This window comes from Clostridium sp. (assembly GCF_029258205.1).
Classification (GTDB): domain Bacteria; phylum Bacillota; class Clostridia; order Clostridiales; family Clostridiaceae; genus Sarcina.
In genome coordinates, this window is record NZ_JARHZJ010000094.1 from 1 (window position 1) to 21,982 (window position 21,982).

General features: G+C 23.4%; 13 protein-coding genes and 1 tRNA gene. 11 read left to right on the forward strand and 3 right to left on the reverse strand.

The features are described 5' to 3' along the window. Positions 1–12 precede the first annotated feature (12 nt). The 3 genes from Q1J60_RS11905 to Q1J60_RS11915 all read left to right on the forward strand — a co-directional run bounded on the left by Q1J60_RS11905 (position 13) and on the right by Q1J60_RS11915 (position 2,936). Positions 13–88: transfer RNA gene (locus Q1J60_RS11905), tRNA-Phe, on the forward strand. Positions 89–647: 559 nt separating this feature from the next. After that, positions 648–917 carry a metal-sensing transcriptional repressor gene (locus Q1J60_RS11910; protein WP_300262589.1) on the forward strand — a complete coding sequence of 90 codons (270 nt, stop codon included), beginning with the start codon at positions 648–650 and terminating at the stop codon, positions 915–917. A gap of 1,437 nt (positions 918–2,354) precedes the next feature. Then, complete coding sequence (locus Q1J60_RS11915; RefSeq protein ID WP_300262592.1) at positions 2,355–2,936, forward strand: hypothetical protein; 582 nt, start codon at positions 2,355–2,357, stop codon at positions 2,934–2,936. An 89-nt stretch (positions 2,937–3,025) separates the two neighbouring features. Here the strand turns inward: Q1J60_RS11915 and Q1J60_RS11920 are convergent, their stop codons facing one another. Next, on the reverse strand, positions 3,026–5,401 hold the full coding sequence (locus Q1J60_RS11920; protein ID WP_300262594.1) for a sensor histidine kinase: 2,376 nt from the start codon (positions 5,399–5,401) through the stop codon (positions 3,026–3,028). A gap of 359 nt (positions 5,402–5,760) precedes the next feature. Between Q1J60_RS11920 and Q1J60_RS11925 the strand changes: the two genes are divergently transcribed. The 5 genes from Q1J60_RS11925 (at position 5,761) to Q1J60_RS11945 (ending at position 11,754) form a co-directional block, all read left to right on the forward strand. Continuing rightward, entirely contained in the window at positions 5,761–6,819 is a 1,059-nt protein-coding gene (locus tag Q1J60_RS11925; protein WP_300262597.1) for an acyltransferase family protein, read from the forward strand. Positions 6,820–6,921: 102 nt separating this feature from the next. Then, on the forward strand, positions 6,922–7,149 hold the full coding sequence (locus Q1J60_RS11930) for a hypothetical protein (RefSeq protein WP_300262600.1): 228 nt from the start codon (positions 6,922–6,924) through the stop codon (positions 7,147–7,149). A 139-nt stretch (positions 7,150–7,288) separates the two neighbouring features. Next, on the forward strand, positions 7,289–8,170 hold the full coding sequence (locus tag Q1J60_RS11935; RefSeq protein ID WP_300375898.1) for a hypothetical protein: 882 nt from the start codon (positions 7,289–7,291) through the stop codon (positions 8,168–8,170). Between the two features lie 27 nt (positions 8,171–8,197). Then, complete coding sequence (locus Q1J60_RS11940; RefSeq protein WP_300262606.1) at positions 8,198–10,402, forward strand: hypothetical protein; 2,205 nt, start codon at positions 8,198–8,200, stop codon at positions 10,400–10,402. A gap of 575 nt (positions 10,403–10,977) precedes the next feature. Beyond that, entirely contained in the window at positions 10,978–11,754 is a 777-nt protein-coding gene (locus tag Q1J60_RS11945) for a hypothetical protein (protein ID WP_300262609.1), read from the forward strand. 176 nt (positions 11,755–11,930) lie between these two features. Here the strand turns inward: Q1J60_RS11945 and Q1J60_RS11950 are convergent, their stop codons facing one another. Beyond that, positions 11,931–12,746: a mechanosensitive ion channel family protein gene (locus tag Q1J60_RS11950; protein ID WP_300262611.1), complete on the reverse strand. Its 816-nt coding sequence runs from the start codon at positions 12,744–12,746 to the stop codon at positions 11,931–11,933. 570 nt (positions 12,747–13,316) lie between these two features. Beyond that, positions 13,317–13,961 (reverse strand): biliverdin-producing heme oxygenase, encoded by a 645-nt coding sequence (locus tag Q1J60_RS11955; protein ID WP_300262613.1) that lies wholly within the window; start codon positions 13,959–13,961, stop codon positions 13,317–13,319. Between the two features lie 538 nt (positions 13,962–14,499). Between Q1J60_RS11955 and Q1J60_RS11960 the strand changes: the two genes are divergently transcribed. From Q1J60_RS11960 to Q1J60_RS11970, 3 genes are all read left to right on the forward strand, one after another. After that, complete coding sequence (locus Q1J60_RS11960) at positions 14,500–15,723, forward strand: exonuclease SbcCD subunit D (protein WP_300262616.1); 1,224 nt, start codon at positions 14,500–14,502, stop codon at positions 15,721–15,723. Continuing rightward, a complete protein-coding gene (locus Q1J60_RS11965) occupies positions 15,710–19,228 on the forward strand; it encodes an AAA family ATPase (RefSeq protein ID WP_300262618.1) in 3,519 nt (1,172 codons plus the stop codon). The genes Q1J60_RS11960 and Q1J60_RS11965 overlap by 14 nt, the downstream gene beginning before the upstream one ends. Before the next feature lie 606 nt (positions 19,229–19,834). Then, positions 19,835–21,712 (forward strand): alpha/beta hydrolase, encoded by a 1,878-nt coding sequence (locus Q1J60_RS11970; RefSeq protein WP_300262621.1) that lies wholly within the window; start codon positions 19,835–19,837, stop codon positions 21,710–21,712. Positions 21,713–21,982: the final 270 nt, after the last annotated feature.

A 21,982-nucleotide genomic window follows, 5' to 3' on the forward strand; every position in this document is an offset into this window, starting at 1 on the left:
TTTTTATTTTATGGCTCGATAGCTCAGTCGGTAGAGCAGAGGACTGAAAATCCTCGTGTCGCTGGTTCGATTCCTGCTCGAGCCACCAAAAGCTTAGTGAATTATTCACTAAGCTTTTTTCGTATAAAATTAAATTATATATGCAAGTTAAAAAGTAAAAAAGTTTATATTAAAACAGCTAGTAATTAAAAATATAACTTTTACAATTTTAATAATTAATAAAACATATAGGTTTAATAATAAAACTAGTAGAAAAATTAAAATTCTACTGGTTATTTTTTAATTCTGAGTTTTATTGATAATTTTACTAAAGTTTTAATATAGACCATTTTTAATTTTAAATCCACAATAAGTAGTTTATTAGTTTTTAAAACAAAAGGGAAAGTGATTAAGAATATATTATTGGGGAAGTATAGTTAATTATATTTAGAAAATATTTTATTAGTGAAGAAAAGTTCTATTCTAGTAATAAAATTATAACCTTTTAAATTATTAGAAATATTTTGATAAGTTTGATTATATTAATTAAATGTAAACTATGTTTACAAAATATTAAAAATATATTGACTTAAGAGAAGTGTAGAGGTATTATATAAGTACATATTATCCAGTGGGTATGACTGTGAAATGTATAGGGAGCGATGAACATGAATGCAGAGAAGAAGAAAGCATTACAGTGCTTAAAGACAGCAAAAGGTCAAATTGAAGGAATAATTAGAATGATTGAAGATGAGAGATATTGTATAGATATTTCAAATCAAGTAATGGCTTCCCAAGCATTATTGAAGAAGGCTAATAAATTGATATTGCAACAACATATGCATAATTGTGTTAAGAGTGCTTTCGATAATAATGAATCTAAAGATGAAAAAATTGAAGAAATATTAAGTGTACTAAATAAGCTAATAGGTAAATAAAAATTATAATTTTCTAATGATGTATTTAGTTTTATTATAATATAAAGTTGATTAAATCTATTGTTTCTAGAGATTCAATTTATTTTAATTGAATAGCTAAAAGTAAATTTAGGATACTCTATATTAATAAATTATTCTAATGATTTATTTAACTTTATTAATGTAAAATTATTTAGATCTGTTGTTTTTGGAGATTCAAATTTTATGTTTGAGTGGCTTAAAGCAAATTTAGAATAATTAGTTTAATATTTTTTAGCTTATATTATATGAATATAATATTGATTTAATGATGTGTTTAAAGTAATTTTCTTCTTTAAGCAATTCAAAATGACTTTAGAATAGTATATGGTTTTATCATAAAAAATTTAAATTTTAATGATGTTTATAGCTTTATATAGAATATAAAGTTATTTATATTTGTTGTTTTTTAGGATTAAAAATCTAATTTTTGAGCAATTTAGAATTGAATTTTAAATTTGTAAATTTTGTTGACTTTTTATAAGGAGTTAATAGAATATGAAATATTGAAAATCATAAGAGCATTTAAATTAAAATTCTTAAAAGTAATTAAATTTGTGATTATAAGATTAAATAAACTTAAGTTTATTATCTATTGAGAATATATTTGAAAATTTAATTTAATTTTTAGTTTTATTTAGATAAGTTTTTCTTTGAGTATATTAATATTAAAGTTAATAAATTAGAATTTAAGCTTAGTAAATTAGGAAATAGACTTAAAGAATATATAAAAAGCTTGACTTATAAGAGAAAAAATAACATATACATCTTGTGCAACAATCATTTTTAATATTTTAAATAAAATGGTTTGTTTAAAGAATGTAAGTGTGGATTTTTAAATGATTGCTTTCAACTATCATTCTAATAGTGGTGAAACAAGAGATATTAAAGGAATTTTTAGACGTTAGAATATAAATATTATAAGTAAAAGAATAATTTTTAATATAAATAATAAGTAAAAGAAGTTATATCAAAAATAATAATTTGGTATAACTTCTTTTTTTATTTAATATGTAAAATATTTACAATTAAATTCAAAATGAAAGAAAATGAGATTTAATTTTATCTAATTTGAATAAATGGACTAAAATACTATTTTATTTTTGAGAGAAAAACATATATAATAATTATATGGTAAATATTTACAAAATGAAGTCGAAAATATAAATAATATATAAGTGAAGAAATAATAAAATATAACTAATAATTAAAAGTATAAAATTTGTAGTTATGAAGTCTAGTTAATAAATATATAGTTATAACTGATGAAATAATAAGAATATTTGTATAGATAAATATGCTAATTTTGATAAAGATATAGCTGTAATTAATAAAATTGAAAATGTGTATAATATGATGAATATATCAATTTATTATTAAAAGTAGCTTAACTATTTGTAAAATTTAGGGGGAGTTAAAATGGAGAATTTATTAAAAGATTATTCCAATGAAGAGGTTTTAAAAGCGCTTAAGATAGCAACTGATTTGAAATTAGAAAGAGAACAAGGATATTTACCTGAATTTATTAGGGGAAGGGTTTCAGATGTTTCAGAAGAGGATTTTGATTTGATACAAGCATACAATTATTATATGAGAGAATTAAGAAGAGGATCAGTTCTTTTAAGCGAGGAAGAGACAGAAAAATGTGGATTTAATAATAGGTTAGCTATAGATGTTGAGTTAAAGGATTTAATAATTTTTTTAAATACTCAGCCTAATATAAAAACCTTATATTCTTGTTCTGGGCATCAGTTTGTAAGAGGTCAAATAACATTTGAAGGACTTTTAAAATTCCCTCAGGTAGATGATTTTAAAATTGAATATGCAGATGAAAGAGATGAGACTAAAGTAAGTTTTGATATACCAGAAAGAAGTTATGATTATTTAAATAAGCTAAGAAAGCTATACAATTATTTTTACTTAATTAATTATAATAATTTAAAAACACTAACTAGAGATGAGGTTAGTGCAATTAAGATAAAAGAGAATTGTACTGTATAAAAAGCTGTATCAATTGATACAGCTTTTTATATATTTCATAAATTTATAATGAATAAATTATTTGATAAAAGTTATGTTGATGAATATTTTTAATGTATTTCATAAATATCAGAAAGCTCTAATTCTATGTTTTTATCATCTGTTATATAATCAACTAAATTATTACTTTCTTCTGTATAGTTTAATTTTACATTTGGTATCCATACTATAAATTCTGTGCCTTTTATTCCATTACTTATAAGTTCAATTTTTCCATCATGTAAATCTGCAATGGATTTTGCAATACTAAGTCCTATTCCACTACCTTCATTTCTTCTTTTTAAGGATTTATCAGCTTGGACAAATCTATCAAAAATTGATGCTTGCATTTCTTTAGGAATCCCAATTCCATTATCTTTTATGCTTATTTTAACCCAATCTCTTGAAATATTTAAATTTACAAATATTTTACCATAATTTGGTGTGAATTTTATTGCGTTTGAAAGTAAATTAAGAATCAATCTTTCAATTTTTACAGGATCACATTTTATTATGTTTTCTTCAACATTAGTATCAAAGATTATATTAATATTCTTATTCTCAGAATGAGGAATAACTAAAGACACTATGTTCTCTACAAGGAAAACTATGTCTTTATTAGTAAAATCAGCTTTTAGAAATCCAACTTCAATTTTACTAACATCAATAAGATTATTTATAAGTCTAAGCATTCTATAACAATTTATCTTAAGACCTTGTTTATATTTATTATAGAAATTAGCAAAGTCTTTAGGGTCATTTTTATTCTTAGAATTTAATAATTGTATTGTAGAGTATATAATGTTAAGTGGTGTTCTAAGCTCATGTGATATATTGGCGAAAAATTCATTTCTTACTTGTTCGTAAGCCTTAGCTTCTTTAAACTTTATAGTTAAGTTTTCAAGACGTTTTTTAGAGGTTAAGTTTTTTGCAACTATAACTTTTCCATAGGGAACTTCATTATTATCCTTTAAGTTTCTAATTATAGATTCTACATATACAAATGAATGCTTACCAACAAGTTTACATTTAATACTATCTTCTTCATCTTCTAACTTTAATTGATTTAATATTTCATCATTTTTTCCTAAAAGATTTATTATAGGCATTCCTAAAATTTCTTTGGATGTATAATTTAATGTTTTTAAAACAGAATCATTAATATATGTAATTAATCCATTATTATCAACACTTATTATTAAATCTTGTATGTTATTGTTTATACAGCTTAATAATTGTTCATTTCTTTGAATATTTTGTGTTAGGGTATATTCTTCAGTTATATCTTTTAAATTCATAGCAAAATAATTCTTATTTTCAACATTTAATATCTGTATATAAGCACTTACTATTTTACCATTTTTTAAAATAAGTTTGCCCTCCCAGTTACCTTTATCAAAAAGAGATTTAGTAACGTTATTTTCAGTATCCTCTATAAAAATTGAATTTGTAAATAAATTTTCTACTTCTTTAAGTTGATCTTTTAATTTAGTTGCTTTGCAGTAGCGCTCTCTAAGTGTTTTATTTGTATATATAACCTTCTTTTTATTATCATATAAAATTATAGAGCAACTAGTATTAAATTCAACTAAATGATAAAAAACCTGAAGTTCATTCTGTAGTAAAGCACTTTTTTTATTTTTAGTTGTAATTTCATTAAAAACTCCACTTATTGCTAATAAAAATGATAATATTGTAATAATAAGAATAATATTATTTGTTCTTAAGATAGTTAAATTTGGAAGTAAAATTTCACAAATCCAATACAATCCTCTAAGCGATATTAAAAGCATACTAGCAATTATAAATGAATATATCAATTCACAATCATCTAAACATTTTTTTGATAAGAATATACAAGCGATTATATAAAGAATAATAAGTATAGCCATTAAAGTAGCATAAAAATAAACATTTTTAACAAATAAATTGTTAGAAAAAATTCTGTAGTTAATTAGAGGTGTTATAGCAGAGAATAAAAAAACTAATATTGAAGTAATTATTTTATGCTTAGTAATAAGAGGAGATATTCCTTTTTTGTTAAAAGCAATATAAAAAAGTAAAATTATCCTAAATATTGAGTGCATAAAAATAAACTTATCAAATATTATTAGATTATGTCCTTTAGTAATTAAAACTTCTACGGATAAATTCATATATATTAAAGATATTATAAAGAAATCATCTTTTTTTGTACTTGAATAGTATATTAATGAGCTTAAGTATGCCATTGCTCCTAATATTAATGATAAACTTAATGAGAAACTTGGCATAGAGTTATAAGGAAAAAATTCTATATTTTTTATAATAAGCACTTTATATGCTAGATTTATTAGTAATATTAAAAATATAGAGAAAACTATAAAAATTGAAAGTTTTATTATACTTTGAGTTTTTAATTTATCTTTTTCATCATTAAAAATATGAAAAAATATCTGATTATCCATGTTTTAAATCTCCTTAATATAAGATTTATTAAAATTTTATTTTATAGCATATATTAGATTTTAACATACATATATGTATATATTAACAAAAAAGTTAAAAATATAGTGTTAAAATATAATATAATTAAACATATAATATAATTAGAAATATAATATTATGTTTTTTTTATTATAAAATGTATATTATAAACTCATATTAAATTTAAAAATAAAAGAATTATATTAAATATGACTAAAGATTAAGATATTATTTTTTAATTATAATTTTTTAATATATTTTCATATTTATATAAATTATGGGAAATATAAATATGTGGTAATATCCATATTAGATTAATGATTAAATTAGGAGAAATAATATGAATACTGTTTTAAAACAAAAGAAAAGATTAGATTATTTAGATATTGCAAAAGGCATTCTTATAATAAGTGTTGTATTATGTCATGCACCTTTTGAAAATGCTCAATATCTTTATTGGTTCCATATGCCAGCCTTTTTTATAATAGGTGGTATGTTATATAAAAGAAGAATGAGCATAAAAGAGCAAGTATTAAAGTTTTTTGTTCCTTATTGTATATTTTCACTAATAGATATTAGTTTTAATTATATTATGTATTATCATGGGAATTTTTCCTTGAGTGATTTAATACATGAAATGCTTAAATATGTATATAGTGGAAAGGCAACATGGGGAGTATTTTGGTTTATACCTGTAATGTTTGTTACAAAGATAGTATTTGATCAATTAAATAAGCGATTAACATCTAAGAAGTTAGCTTTTGCATGTATATTAAGTTATATATTAGCTCATATATATTCTATGAATTTTATACCATCAAGTATAACTGATATAACTGAAAATCAATTTGTATTTTGGAATTTAGATACTGTTTTAATAACACTTCCATACTATGCGCTAGGATATTATATAAGTATGTTTGATATGCAAAGGATATTTAAGAAAACTTCTACATTGATTTTATCGATTATAGGGGTAATAGCTTTGTTTATATTAAATAGTAGTATTGGAATATATTATTATTTAAATATAAAATACTCATACTATAAAGATCCTATTTTTGACATATTAATGCCCGTTACCATAACAATTTTTATACTTTCTTTAAGTTATCAGATTAGTAAGTTTAAGTATAAGAAATTTTTAATTGTAATTGGAGCTAATTCTCTTATAATAATGTATTTACATAAACAAGTTGCAACTTTATTTATGGATGTATTCAATTATGGATATATAATGTTTACTATAATTGGAGTATGTTTGCCACTTCTTATGATAGTATTAATAAATAAAAGTATTGTGAGTAAGTTTTTATTTAATGGAGATCTTACTTTCTACAGAAAGATTAAAGATATTAGTGACATAGAACCAAAGGATATAATTATTGAAAATAAATAGTTATTAAGGCTTAGAAAAGTTTTTTTCTAAGCCTTTTTTGTAATATTTAATATTAAGGAATAATATAATCTTAAAACAAGAAGTATATAATGGAGGTTATATATGTTAAGGAGAGAAAAATTGTGTATCAAGGAATTTTATTTAAATAATAGAAGGGGGCTAGTAGATACCAATGGTTGTGTATATTTAGATGGTAGGTATGCAGGGATTTTAAAACCAAGTGGAGTTATATATATAGAAGGTAAAAGAGGGTTCATAAAGAGAAATGGAGATATTTATTTAGAAGGTATATTAATTGGTACTTTAAATAATTATAGTATTGTATATTAATCTTTTAAAAGTTATGAGATATGTAATTATTTCATAACTTTTTTATATTTTAAATGTTTTAACCTGAAAATTAAAGGTATATAATATAATAAGTAATTCACAAAATATTTATAAAATAAATGTGGATGGAGGTGTTACCATGATAATGGAAAGGAAGAACTTTAATAATTACAAGGAAATATCCTTATTAATAATGTTAATTCCAATGTTATTTATTTTAATAGATACCTTAGGTAGAATGAATTCTAAAATAAATAATAAAAATTTATTTGAAATTATATTTAATGAGATATTTTTATATAGAGAAGTTGTATTTAAGTTTATAATAGTCATATCTTTGATATTTGTTATATCAAAGATAAAAATTATAAAAGAGAAATTTATAATTGGTGACTTTAAGATAATAATAGGATATACCACACTAGGAGTAATAAGTTATAAATTTTTTGGAAGTGAATATGGACTTTCTAAATCATTAGATATATATGTTATGTGCATAATATCTATGATTTTTATATTGTCAGGAATAAGAGAAATTATCTCATCTATAGATAATATCAATGTTAATTTTGAAGAAAAAAGTAACTTTGAAAGGTTAGTGTACATAAGGGTTAAGTATTTAGGAATAATCTATTTTATAATATTTTTAATATTAATAGCTATAGAAAATTTAAATAGTATAATGTCTAGCGAGTTTATATTGGATTTAATTAGCAATTATAATCAGCATTATAATAATATGACTAGAGTGATTTCAATATTAGGAGTGGTTTTAATAGTAACTATAATACTTATAATTAAAAAATCATTTTCTAACTTAAATTTATGTTATGAAGAATATATTTACATAATAAAACACAAAACTGTTACTGAAGAGGTTAAAAAAGATATAGATTTTATTAATCTTAAATTTGAAACTAATAAAAAATACATTAATAATAAATTTAAAAAGCTTGAAGATAAAAAAGTACAAGTATTATTAAAAGGTATTTTTGATTTATTTAAATATAACAAGCATTAAATAGTATATATGCTTAGAGGGGAAAGTATGGAGAGTAAAAAAAGTACAAATTTTGATTTTATATTAAAAACAAGTATTGAAAACTATTATGATTTATTAAAAAATGCTGAAAAGGCATGGGATACTCATGCAGCTTTGACATATATTGCTGTAAGAATGGTTGTGGAAGACTTATTAATTAAGTTAGAAAAAAAATATGAGATAATAAGAGAAAATGATAAAGAGTCTAATTTAAGGAATAGTTTAAATAATTTAAAAGATTATGTTCCTAGTTGGATACTTGAGTATGGTGAATATATAAGAATTAAAGCTGAGAAAAGTGCTAATAAAGAAATAGATAGCAATTTAGAAGAAAATAATACATTATTAGCACTAAAGAAGGTACATGAAATTTTAATTTGGTATTTAAAAAACATAACTAAAGAGATGAGTTTAGATGGAGATTATAGTTTTATTACTCCAGAAAGTATAAAAGAGAGTGAATGTGACTTAGCAATAGATAAAAAAGTTCTTGAAAATAAAGAAAAATTTATTATAAGTTTAGAAAAACAAATAAAGATTAATAGCGATGATGAAAAAAAGCAAGAAGAGCTTGAGGAACTTTTAAAAAATGTTAAAGAGGAAAAGAAGGAGCTTACAGAAAAACTAGAAAAAAAAGAGAGAGAGCTTAAGGAAGTTTTAAATAGTTTTAAAGAGCTTCAAGTTAAACTTACAAATTATATAGAGAAAGATAAATATCTTGAAGAAAATAATAATAAATATCAAGATTTTTATAAGGGATTTTTATCATTACAAGGATATGAACTTAGGGTTGTCTATGCTTTTTTGAAAAGTTTAAGTTTAGGAAGTATTTTTTTAAATAAATCTAGAAGTATATTTTTAAAATCACAAAGAAAAGAATTTATAAAATTTATTGAAAAAGAGGTAGAGGACTTAAAGAAATATTCTGATGGAATTTTAAAATTAAAGTTATATTATATTTTATTAAAGCTTACTAATACGCCAGTGGCATCAGTTGGAGATAAGGAAACATTTGATAAATCTTTAGATAGTATAGTTGAGAAAGCTTATTTTATAATTGAAAGCCGTAATGGATTTAATGGTAAGGTAGATAAATTAGAGGCTATAATAAATTACTACTTAATAGTAATAATTAATGGTTTATCATCTGAAATAAATAATGAAGAAGATAATAAAGATAAGGTTTCTGATATAATTTATGAAGTTCTAAGAACAATACCTTTAGATGAAAGGAAAATGATATTAAATAAGATGAATTTTACAGATATATCTGAAGGTGCAATTAAGGAAAATATAAGGTTAAATCAAGTGGAATTTTTAAAAGCAGTATTAGACTGTGGAATAAGCGAGAGTTCTGAATTTGTTATAAGATCAATTTTTTTAATTTATGTAGCATTTCAAAAGGATTTTGATTTTTCTGAATTTAGAACTAGACATGATATGTTAAGAGCTTATATAGGGCCATTATTACTAGTAATTCTTTTAAAAGAATTTAAAATTTCAAGAGAAAATTTAGTGCCTATTTTTGTAATGGAAATAAGCATATCAAATAAAATATTAAGAAAAGAAAGAAAAGAAAAAATATACTACAATCAGTTAGTTCAAGTTTGGTTAGAAGAAAAAGAAAAATATGATAAAATATTTTCTGAAAAAAATAATTTAGAAAAAAACCTTAAGGAAGTGAAAGAGATAAGAGAGTTATTATTAACAAATGAGAGAAAGTTCGTAGCTGAAAAAGATAATACTGAAAATGCTATAAAATCTCAATGGGATATGTTTAGAGAAAAGGCTCTTCAGTCTGAAGAAATTAAATCATTTAATTCTTATGAAGAATATATAAGATTTATTAATCAAAAAAATCTTATAGAGGTATCGGAAGAGCACAGTCTTAAGGAGAGAGGGATCATTAAAAACTTTTTTTCATTAGATACATGGAAGTATAAACTAAATAAATTAGAAATAAGTAAAAATATAAAAATGTTAGAAGAAAAGCTTATTGAAGAAGCAAAGGAATCTAGAATTTTTGAAAATGAGCTTTTAACCATAAGAGAGTTAGAAAAAATATTATTAGATAAAGAGAGTGGATTAGAAGATATAAGAGTTGATTTAAAAGAAAATTTAGCTGAAAATGAAAAGTTAAATAGATTAATAAGAAATAGCAACAAACTTATGGAAAAGTTTAAAGAGGATAACTTTGATTTTGCTAAATAAAAAAGGGACGGTATCAAAATATAACAATAAAACTAACAAACATATTCCGAGAATTACTAGATTTCTCTTTATACTGTTTTCAAGTTTATAAAAGGTTATTTTGATACACGCCCTTAAATTTATAAATTATGCTAAGTTCTATATACTATATTATTATTTGGACAAATAAATTTTGTTACAATTCTTATAAAGGTAAAAAAGAACAATTTTTGAAAGGTATTAGATTAATTAGCATTATCTATAAATTTTACTTAATTATAACATAAATTTGGTTATAAAAATATAACTTTTTTTGTATATAATAAATTTTATAAATATATATATAATAAATAGCTAATGATAGATAAAATGAAAAAAATATTAAGAATAAAATAATTGTTTTTTAATAAGTGTATATTAATTTTGAAAATTTGTATTATATTAGTTTTTATAGTTACTATTAATTTTAAGAAATGCTACTATTAAAAGTAAATATTTAGAATAGTATAATAAAATTTAAAGGTTTAAAGAAACTGATAGGTTAACAAATAATATAAAAGATAGAAAGATACAAAGTAGATAAGTGAGGGATAAAGATGAAGAGATTCCTAGTTGTAGGAATAATAGGTGTTTTAATGGCTGGAATATCAGTTGGGGGAATAGAGGAATTTAAGCATAAGAGGGTGAAAGTGTTAGAGGCTAAGGTGTTTCAAGCCAAAACTTATATTAATCATGGCGATTTAGTAAATGCAGAGATTATGCTTAACATAATAAAAGAAGAAAATCTTGATTTAAAAGATAAAAGTATCCAAGAAGATATAGTAGAAATAGAAAATAGCATAAATTTAAATATTAATAAAAATAGTTTTAGTGATAATCAAAGAAAGAATTTAGAAGATTTAAGTACAGATAAAAAGAAAGTAGAACTATTAAATCTTTATTTAGAAAATAATGAAGTTTCACCAGATGTTCGTAGTATTGAGTCTTCAGGTAAGGAATACTATACTCAATTTAGAAAAAATAAAAATCTTAATTATAATGAAAATAAGGACTTTAGTAATAAAAAAGGATATATTTTAAAACCTATAAAAACATCAAAAAGATTTTTTGAGGATACTTGTTTAATATTCGATGTTGAAAAACCATATTATATAAATAGAAATATATATTATAAATTTGTTGAAATTCCTGTAAGTAGTTACTTTGGTGAAGAGGATAAAGAGATGTGGTACTTTGCTGATTTAAATTTTAATATAATTAGTAAAGAAAATTTAGAGTTTTATATGGAGAATAAAGAAGTTTTAGATAGTAATAACAATATTATAGACAATTATAATTTAACTAATTATATAAAAGATGAGTATTTATATTAAAAATATTTAAAATAAGTTTTGTCAATATTTTGAAAAATATTGACAAAACTTCATGAAAACGTTATTATAAAATTAAGATGATTATTTAAGATTTAGTGTGGTAGGATTGATAAAAGCCTAAATTAAATGTGCTTATTTGTTCATTTAATTTAGGCTTTTTATTGGTATATTATATTTTATTTAGTTAAAGTTACATCCATTTGAGGATATGGAATAGTAATATTTTCTTTATCAAATCTTAATTTAACTTCTTCTAATAAGTTAAAATGAACCTTCCAATAATCTTCCTGTTTAGTCCAAACCCTAACGGTAAAATCTATAGAGCTTGCAGCATGTTGGCTTATACCTACAAATGATTCAGGTGTTTTTAAAATTAAATCATTTTTATTTATAATATCCCAAAGAACATTTTTAACTTTTATTATGTCATCATCATATCCAACACTAAATACTAAATCAACTCTTCTAATGTCTTTTGATGAATAGTTTATAAGACTACCATTAGCTAGTGTACCGTTTGGAATAAGTATTTCCTTATTGTCTGGCGTTACTAGGTGAGTATAAAATACAGTTATTTTTTCAACTGTTCCAGAATATCCTGAGGCTTCTATAAAATCATTAACCCTAAAAGGTCTTAATAGAAGAATTATTACTCCACCAGCAAAATTAGATAGACTTCCTTGCAATGCAAGTCCAACTGCTAAACCTGCTGAGGCTATAAGAGCTGCTAATCCAGCTATATCAAATCCAACATAGCTCATTAAAGTTACAACTAGAAGAATTTTTAGAGATACCTCCGAAAAAGCTTCTGCAAATGAGGTTAAGGTAGGATCTACATTTCTATTTTTCATTACATTAGCTAAAATCTTAATTACTTTATTAATAATTTTCCATCCAAAATAAAGTAGAATTAAACCAATTAATAATTTAAAGCCATTATTTGTAATCCAAGATAAAAGCTTCTCATACATATTACTAAGATCGAACTTCATTAATAAACCTCCTATAAAATATTACTTATTACTAAAGTAAAATATATTATAAAGTTTATTTCGATAAATATCAACTAAAAAGAGAGAATGTCCATAGATAATAAGTTATATTTTTGTAAAATATACTATTCTTAAAATCAAATTTTTTTGGTAAATAAAGTAACTATTAAAAATATAAATAAATTATGTTTATATTTTTAAAAATTAGGGAAGTATATACGGTGAAAAGACCTTATAAAAACCATAGTTTATTGATAAAACTATGGTGTGGCATTACTAGGTAAGAGCTATAGATTATCTATAGCTCTAATTTTGTATAATATTTAAATTAAAAGAAATATAATTTTAAAAGATAGATTCATATAAAAAGGGATTATACCAAAGCGACTTATTAACAAAACTTATAAATAAAAGCTAAAGAAATTTTAATATTCAAGCTATTCTATAGATTATATAACATTGGGAGTAAGAACTATATATTTTTAATTTAATAATTCTTAAGATATTTATAAGTTTTATATTTAAGGTTTTGATATAATCCCTTTTATAATATATTTTTATGAGTATAAATTATCTATTAAATCTTACAAAGTCTAATTCATTTGAAATTGCTATGTTATAAACATAAGAATTAGCAACTTCATTTATGAATTTTTCTTTCATTTTTTCATTTAATTCAATATTGTTAAGTTTATTATGATAGTTCATAACAAAACCTTTCATTTCAGGTCCATCACTTAGAGTATCATATTTGTAATAATTTAATCCTTCTTCATCTATTTTATATAAATCTTTTACCATTCCATAGATTGTTCTTCCACCAAATAAATCTGCAAGATATCTAGTATAAGCATGTGCTATTAAAAGTTCAGGATCATTTTGACTTATTTCGTTTATTCTAGCAACATAAGCTCTTGTAGAAGCTAATGGTTTAATTGTATTTAAATTTTCTCCTAATAAGAATTTTAAATCTTTAAGTATAACTTCAGCACGATAAACTTCAGGAGTTGCAAATTCTTTAACTACTTTATTATCACTATATTTTTCTAAGTTAATTTCTATTGCTTTATAAACTTCATAAAGATTAAGAAGATATTCAGCATAGCTTTCAGTAGAAGCTTTTCCTTCTAATAATCTTTTTAAGAATCCTGTTTTTTCAGCTACAGAGTGTAAATCGTTACTATTATTTTTTATATCCATCATAAATGAGTTCATTAAAATCACCTCTTAAATATTATTCAAAATTTTAATATATTAAAGTTTTTAAAATCTTTTCCATAAATTTAATATACTCTTTAAAAATAACATCATCAAATAGGATATTTTACGAATTATGTTCATAAAATAATTATTTTTTATATAATTTAATAATAAAATATATGTTTTTTTAAAAGTTATACTAATAATTATTTGAGAATAATTATTATTAATAAAAACGCTAAAGGATTATAAAAAAATATAAGTTTAAAATAATAATTTATTTGATAAAATCTTATTAAATATAAATTCGGTTTAGTATAATATTTATAACGGTTAAATTAGAAATAAGCTTATTTAAAGAAAAGTTTCTATTTTGGATAATTATTGATTTAAAATAGGGGTACAGAAAAATAGGAAAATAGTATAAAGCGATAATATAGAATAAGATGTTTTTTATTAGAAGATGATTTATAACTATAAATTAAGAAAGTATTTAATTTATAGTTATATAAAACATAGTCTAAAATTAAAAAGGTGTTAGGAGAGATTTGGTATGAGGATACTTCACACTGCTGATTGGCATTTAGGAAAAAATTTAGAAGGATTAAGTCGTATGGATGAGCAAGAAAGATTTTTAGAAGATTTTGTTCATATAGTAAAAGATAATAATATAGATTTAGTTATTATAGCAGGGGATGTATATGATTCTAGTAATCCTCCAGCTAGAGCAGAAAAAATGTTTTATGATACTTTAAAAAAGATATCAGCTAAAGGTGAAAGGATGACTTTAGTTATTTCAGGCAACCATGATAATCCAGAAAGATTAGTGGCAGCAGGGCCTTTAGCAAGAGAACATGGAATAATAATGGTTGGAACACCTAAGAGTATAGTAGAAGCAGGGGAATATGGTAGAAATAAAGTTTTAAATTCAGGGGAAGGGTTTATTGAAATAGATATAAATGGAGAAAAGTCTGTAATATTAACTGTTCCATATCCAAGTGAAAAGAGATTAAATGAAGTTTTATATGGTGCAATGGATGAAACAGAAGAGAGAATAAAGAGTTATAGTGATAGAATAAAGCTTTTATTTGATTCACTTAAAGATAATTTTAAAGAGGATACAATTAATTTAGTGGTATCTCATCTTTTTGCAACTGGAGCAGAAAATACTGGTTCAGAGAGAAATATAGAGCTAGGTGGAAGTTTCATTGTTGATAAGGAATGTTTCCCAGAAGAAGCTCAATATATTGCCCTAGGGCATATACATAAGCCTATGATTTTACCAGGAACTAATAAAAAGATAAGATATGCAGGTTCTCCACTTCAATATAATAAAAAAGAAATAAGTTTTGAAAAAAAGTGCTTTATTGTAGATGTTAAAGCAAATGAAGAAGCAAATATAGATGAAATAAAATTTGATATATATAAGCCTATAGAAGTTTGGAAATGTGATAGCATAGATGAAGCAATTGAAAAATGCGAAGAAAATAAAGATAGAGAGTGTTGGGTTTATTTAGAAATAAAAACAGATAGATATATAAGAGAAGACGAAATAAAAATAATGAAGAAGCTTAAAGGGGATATTATTGAAATTATTCCTAAGATAACAGTAGATGAAGAGGAGAATGATGAAAGAAGTTTTTCAGAAAAATCTTTTGATGAATTATTTGCTGACTTCTATGAAAAGGAAAGAGGGGTTAAGCCTCAAAAAGATTTATTAGAGCTTTTACTTAATATAGTTAAAGATGAAGGGGATGAATACAATGAAACCAATTAAGCTAGAGGTTAAGGGATTAAATAGTTTTATAGATAAACAAGTTGTTGAATTTGATAAATTAACAGAGAGAGGGCTTTTTGGTATTTTTGGACCTACTGGAAGTGGGAAATCTACAATTCTAGATGGGATAACCCTTGCTTTATATGGTGATATCGCAAGAAAAAGCTCAAATTATATAAATACTAACTGTGATAGTGTTTATGTAAGTTATGAGTTTCAAATAACAGGTAAAGAAGTAAGAAAGTATAGAGTTTATAGAGAATTTAAAAGAGATAATAAAGGTGGTGGAATAAGAAATAAAAGTTCAAAAATAATTGATATAACAGATGGAATTGAAAATATACTAGAGGAAAAGTCAAAGTCTGTAACTTCAAAGTGTGAGGAAATCATAGGGCTAAAATTAGATGATTTTATGAGGACAGTTGTTCTGCCACAAGGAAAATTTAGTGAATTTCTTAAGCTAGAAGGAAAAGAGAGAAGAAACATGCTTGAGAGATTATTCAATCTTAGAAAATATGGGGATGATCTTTCTACTAAGCTTAGTTTGGAAATAAGAAAAGAAAAAGATAAGATGAATGTCTTAGAAGGACAATTAAAAGGATATGAAGGGGTTAGTGAAGAAGCTTTAAAAGTAAAGGAAGAAGAAATTAATGAGATTAACCTAAGCATTAAAAGTAAAGAAGAGTTATTAAATAAGATAAAAAAAGAGTTTGAAGAAGCGGAAAAGGTTTGGAATACACAAAAAGATCTTTATGATAAGAAGATTGAAGAAAAGAGTTTAGTAAGTAGAATTGATGAGATAAAAACTTTTAAAGAAAAGGTTGAAATTTCAAATAAGGCAGATAAGGTAATAGTATTTATAAATAATCTTGAAGATATTTTAAAGGAAATAAATAAAGAGGATTTTAAATTTACTAAGTTAAATAAGAAATTAGAGAAACTTATAAATTTAAAAGAAGAAAACAATTTAAAGTTTGCAGAGATATATAAAAAGAAGGAAGAAAATTTACCTGATTTAAGATTAAAGAAGGAAAAGTTATTAAAAAGTGAAAAGGAAAGAGAGATACTTTTTAAAATTAAGTCTGATGGTGTTAAATTAAAGCAAGATTGTAAGAAGATTTTTGAGGAAAGAAGTAAATGTGATATTAAATTAAATTCAATAGAAGAGAATGAAAAAATTTTAAATGAAGAATTAAAAGAAAAGGAAAAAAGAAAAGAAGAGCTTTTTGTTGATGAAGAATTTAAAAGTAAGATTAATAGTGGATTATTTATTTTAAATTCTTATGAAGGCTTAGATAAACAATTTAATGAGAAAAAAAATGAAGAAAGTGAATTAAAGAAATATATAAAAGAGCTTATAGAAAATAAAGAAAAGTCAGAGAAGGATTTAAAAGTAGAGTTAGAAAAATTAACTAATATAGGCAATAAATTAGAAAGTCTTTTAAAGGAAACACCAGGTGATAGTAATTCTATTTTAGAAAAACAAATAAAGCTTGGAGAGTATAGAGAAAAACTTAATAAATATAAAGAGATAAAATATTCTTTAGAAGAATCATTAAAGACTAAAAATAATTTTGAGGAAAAACTTAAGGCGTTTGAAAATCAAAAATTATTATTAGAAAAAGAGGTAAAGAATCTTAAGGCGTATATAAATAAGGTTAATGTTGAAGAGTTAGCTCATAAGCTTAGGGAGAATTTAGTAGATGGGGAATGTTGTCCAGTTTGTGGATCTTTTTACCATGAACTTAATAATGTTGAGAAAATTAATTTAGAAGAATCAAAGGAAAAAACAGCTTTATTAGAAAGTAAAGAAGAAAAATTAAAAGAGCTTATTTTAGAATTCTCAAAAATAGAAGCTACATTGGAATATGAAAATAAGAAAATTGAAGAATTAAATATTTCTATAGCAGAAGTAGGAAAAGTTAGTGAAGAAACACTAAAATCATTAGAAGAAGAGTTTAATACTTTAAAGGAGACGGTAGAGGAATTTAATCTTAAGAAAGAAAATCTAGAGAAATATTTAGAAAAATTAAAGGAAGAAAAAAATAATTTAGAAAATATATTTAATAAAGCTGAGGTTATTTTATGTGAAAAAATAGTTAGAGAAAAAGAATTAGCTTCAGAGGTAAAAGAATTAGATAATGAGTTAAATTTAAAAAATTCTGAACTAAATTCCATAAAAAATGAACTGAAAGTTCATGATATTAAGTTAGAAAATCAGTTGATATTAAAAAAAGACAAAGAAAAAAATCTATTAGAGAAAGAGATTAGAAACTTAAGAACTCAGTTAGATGAATTAAATAAGATAAAAGATGAATTAAGAGAAAAAAGAGATAAATTAAAGGAAGAGTATTTAGAGAAAAAATCCTTATTAGATGGTAAAGTAGAAGTTTATAGAGAAAAGGAAAGACTGATTAAAGAAGATTTAAAGGATTTAATTGATGAAGATATATCTATTGAAAAAATAGATATAAAAGGCTTATTAGATAGTCTACAATTAGAAATTGATTATATAGAAGAGTCTTATTTAAATCTAAGTGAAGAGAAAGAAAAACTAGAAAAAGCCTTTATTTATATGAATCAAGAAGTTGCTGTTACTAAGGAAAGAGTAAGTTCACTAAATATTAGAAAAGAAAATGAGGAGAAAAAAGTAAACGAAGCTCTAGAAGAAGAGGGATTTAAGACTATATTAGAGGTTAAAGAGGGTATTTTAGCTAAGAATGAAAAGGAAAAGTTAAAAATATTTATTGAAGAATATGATAATAATTTGATTAAAGTTAGGGCTAATATAGAATTATTAATAAAAAAATTAGATGGCAAGAGTTTAACAGAAGAAGAATGGACAGATATTATTAAGGAGAAAAATAATATTGAAAAAGAATTAAGGGAAGTACAAGAATTAAAAATTAGAATTATTACTGAAGTTGAGTCTATAAAGAAAAAACTTGATGAACAAAATGATATACTTGAGATTAAAGCTAAACAAGAAAATAAGCTAGCTCTTTTAAGTGATTTAGAAAAATTATTTAAAGGTAAGAAGTTTGTAGAATTTATTGCAGCAAATCATCTAAAATATATATCAATAGAGGCTTCTAAAAAGCTTAAGGATATAACTAATGGAGTTTATGGTCTAGAGATTGATGAAAATGGTAAGTTTATAATAAGAGATTATAAAAATGGAGGAGCAGAGAGAGATGCTTCAACTCTTTCAGGGGGAGAAACTTTCCTAGCTTCTTTAGCTTTAGCATTATCACTATCATCACAAATTCAGCTAAAAGGAACAGCGCCTTTAGAATTATTTTTCTTAGATGAGGGTTTTGGAACTTTAGATGATAATCTTTTAGATGTGGTTATGAGTTCATTAGAAAGACTTCATCATGAAAGATTATCTGTAGGTATAATAAGTCATGTTGATTCTATAAAAAATAGAGTGCCAGTTAAATTAATATTAACACCAGCAGAGGCAGGTATAGGTGGAAGTAAGGTTAAAATAGAAAGAAGTTAAAGTATAAAATATGTTAAATAATTATTTGATTTAAAAAATTGAGGATATAAAATAATTTGTGTAATTTAATAATATGGGCGTGTATCAAAATAACTTTTATTTGTTATATTTTGATACACGCCCAATATTTTCACGTTTTTATTCAGACAATAATTAATTTTAGACATATATTTCCAAAAATAAGTTCATTATATATTTATTAAATGTTTAAATTAAAATAATAGGATTAGTTTTTATAAAACATTATAATTTAACTAGAATTATTTTAAAAAATTACCATTAATTAATTGAATATTCCAGATTATCAAATGTTAATTTTAATTTTATTTATAAATATAAATAAAATTTTTGAAATATATATACGTTATCTTATGGGTTAATAGCGAGATGTTAACAAGATATATGACTTTGGTATTTATAAATTATTTTAATATATTAATTATAATAAACTACATAGTTTGTTGGAATTATATATAATTTCATATTAGTATTTTTCATTATTCTTTTCATATTATTTTAGAGGAGGGATTATTTGGTTATTGCATTTATTTTAATAAGAATAATGTTAATATAATTTAATATTTATTAAAAATATGGGGGACAAATATGGATAAAAAATCTAAATTTAAGCTTACAGCAAAACAAGGACTTTTTATAGCAATTCTTTTCACATTATTATGTGCTGTTAGTGCAAATTTACTTTTAAGTAACTTTAGAAAAGTTAAAATTTATACTACTACTATACAAACACGTTCCGGAGATAATGTAAGTATTAGGGTGTATAGCCCGAAATCTGCAAATTCACAGAATAAAGCACCGGCTGTTATATTTGCTCATGGTTTATCAACGACAAAAGAGTGCTATGCGCAATATGCACTTGAATTAGCACGTAGAGGGTTTGTAGTTGTTACACCTGACATGTTAAACCATGGTGCTTCTGATATAACATCTTATGAAACATTCTTTACTGATATGAATGCTGATGCATATGGAGTTTATGCCGCGGTAAAATATGTATCTGAATTAGATTATGTAGATTTAAATCAAATAGGTATAGCTGGACACTCAATGGGAGGAAATGCTACAAATATGAGTGTCATGTTGGATAATATGAGTGGAAATCCATTGATATCTGCAGTTTATTTAGTTTCAAGTGATCCAATGTTTGCAGATCAAAAAGGAAACTGGGCAAATATTTATGGTAATCGTAATGTAGGAATTTATTATACATATTATGATCATGTTTTTTTTAATACTAAGGGAGAAAATGGAGAGCCGATTCCTGCACAAAAATTCCTGGATTCCAATGAAGCTAAATCTTTCGTAAGTTTTGGACAAGATCCTAGTAATTTTAAAGATGATAAGGTGATTCCAGGTCATATATACACTACTGAAATGAATGGAAAGCAAGTTATTCGTAGTATTACAAAGGCAGATGAAATACATCCTAAGCCACAAGGGGGAAATGGTGCAGTAGCTGCTGTTTTAGATTTCTTCCAAGAATCATTCATTGCACCTAACTATAAAATTGGTGCTATGCAAATATGGAATTTATATTCTCTTACTTCTATTTTGGGATTATTTGGATCATTGGCAATTTGTGTATTTACTATTGCTACATTAACAAAAACTAAATTTTTCTCAAGCTTAAAAGCTGAAGATAATAAACAATTAAAACCTGCTCCTAACAAAAAAGGAAAGATTTTATTCTGGGTATTAACTATAGCGAATTGTATATTTGCATTTTTAAGTATATCATTTATATTTAAAAAAGGATATGGATATTTTGCTACAGAGACTTTACCACAGCAAACAACTAATATTTATGCCTTATGGTCATTAGCAAATGGTATATTTATGTTAATAACTTCTTTTGGTTCATATTACTTATATGCTAGAAAGCAAGGAGACACTTTGAAATCATGGGGAATACTAATATCAATCAAAGATTTTTTAAAATCACTTTTACTATCTGTAATTGGTATATTAAGTGTATTAGTTGTTTTATATATTGCACAATATGTATTCCAAATTGATTTAAGATTTTATTTATGGGGTATGCGTGAAATTCCATTAAATCATTTATATTTATTCTTTACGTATTTACCATTTTTCTTAATATTTGGTATATCTGTAAGTATTTCTATAAACTCAGCTTACTACTCTAAAATTGGTAAAGAACCAACATTCATAAATGATTTATTCTTTGCATTTATGAATATGATTCCTGCATTTGCTATTACTTTTATTGGATACTATTTATTTGCAAAAACAGGAGTACAACAGAATATTTTTGGAGCTCCATTTACCTTTACATATATGATTAATGCAATACCAGTATTTCCTGTAGCAGTACTTTTACTACGTCGTTTAGCTAAATATTGTAATAATCCATATATTCCTGGAATAATAGTAGGTTCATTATTATGTTTTATGCAAGTAGCTTCAGTATTTACTTGTCATATATATTTATTTATGGGATAAAATAATATTTTTATTTCAAATGTTATACTTATAAGGTATAAGATGAAAAATAGATATAATTTTAAAGCTGACTCCAGTATTTAATTGGTGTCAGTTTTTTACGTTTTTTAACAAATTAAAATTAATAAAAGTATATTATTGTCAATTATTATACTAATATTATGAATAATCAGAATTTCACAAAAATATTTACAATTTTTTTTAAGTTTAAGGTTGAAATCTACTAAATTAAAATATAAAATTTATCTTAAGATTGGTGTTAGGTAGAGG

Excerpts from the sequence above, each read along its gene's own strand:
- Q1J60_RS11920 (WP_300262594.1), bottom strand. The coding sequence starts at position 5,401 with ATGGATAATCAGATATTTTTTCATATTTTTAATGATGAAAAAGATAAA.
- Q1J60_RS11970 (WP_300262621.1), top strand. The coding sequence starts at position 19,835 with ATGGATAAAAAATCTAAATTTAAGCTTACAGCAAAACAAGGACTTTTT.
- Q1J60_RS11960 (WP_300262616.1), top strand. The coding sequence starts at position 14,500 with ATGAGGATACTTCACACTGCTGATTGGCATTTAGGAAAAAATTTAGAA.
- Q1J60_RS11930 (WP_300262600.1), top strand. The coding sequence starts at position 6,922 with ATGTTAAGGAGAGAAAAATTGTGTATCAAGGAATTTTATTTAAATAAT.
- Q1J60_RS11910 (WP_300262589.1), top strand. The coding sequence starts at position 648 with ATGAATGCAGAGAAGAAGAAAGCATTACAGTGCTTAAAGACAGCAAAA.
- Q1J60_RS11925 (WP_300262597.1), top strand. The coding sequence starts at position 5,761 with ATGAATACTGTTTTAAAACAAAAGAAAAGATTAGATTATTTAGATATT.
- Q1J60_RS11950 (WP_300262611.1), bottom strand. The coding sequence starts at position 12,746 with ATGAAGTTCGATCTTAGTAATATGTATGAGAAGCTTTTATCTTGGATT.
- Q1J60_RS11955 (WP_300262613.1), bottom strand. The coding sequence starts at position 13,961 with ATGAACTCATTTATGATGGATATAAAAAATAATAGTAACGATTTACAC.
- Q1J60_RS11965 (WP_300262618.1), top strand. The coding sequence starts at position 15,710 with ATGAAACCAATTAAGCTAGAGGTTAAGGGATTAAATAGTTTTATAGAT.
- Q1J60_RS11945 (WP_300262609.1), top strand. The coding sequence starts at position 10,978 with ATGAAGAGATTCCTAGTTGTAGGAATAATAGGTGTTTTAATGGCTGGA.
- Q1J60_RS11915 (WP_300262592.1), top strand. The coding sequence starts at position 2,355 with ATGGAGAATTTATTAAAAGATTATTCCAATGAAGAGGTTTTAAAAGCG.
- Q1J60_RS11940 (WP_300262606.1), top strand. The coding sequence starts at position 8,198 with ATGGAGAGTAAAAAAAGTACAAATTTTGATTTTATATTAAAAACAAGT.
- Q1J60_RS11935 (WP_300375898.1), top strand. The coding sequence starts at position 7,289 with ATGATAATGGAAAGGAAGAACTTTAATAATTACAAGGAAATATCCTTA.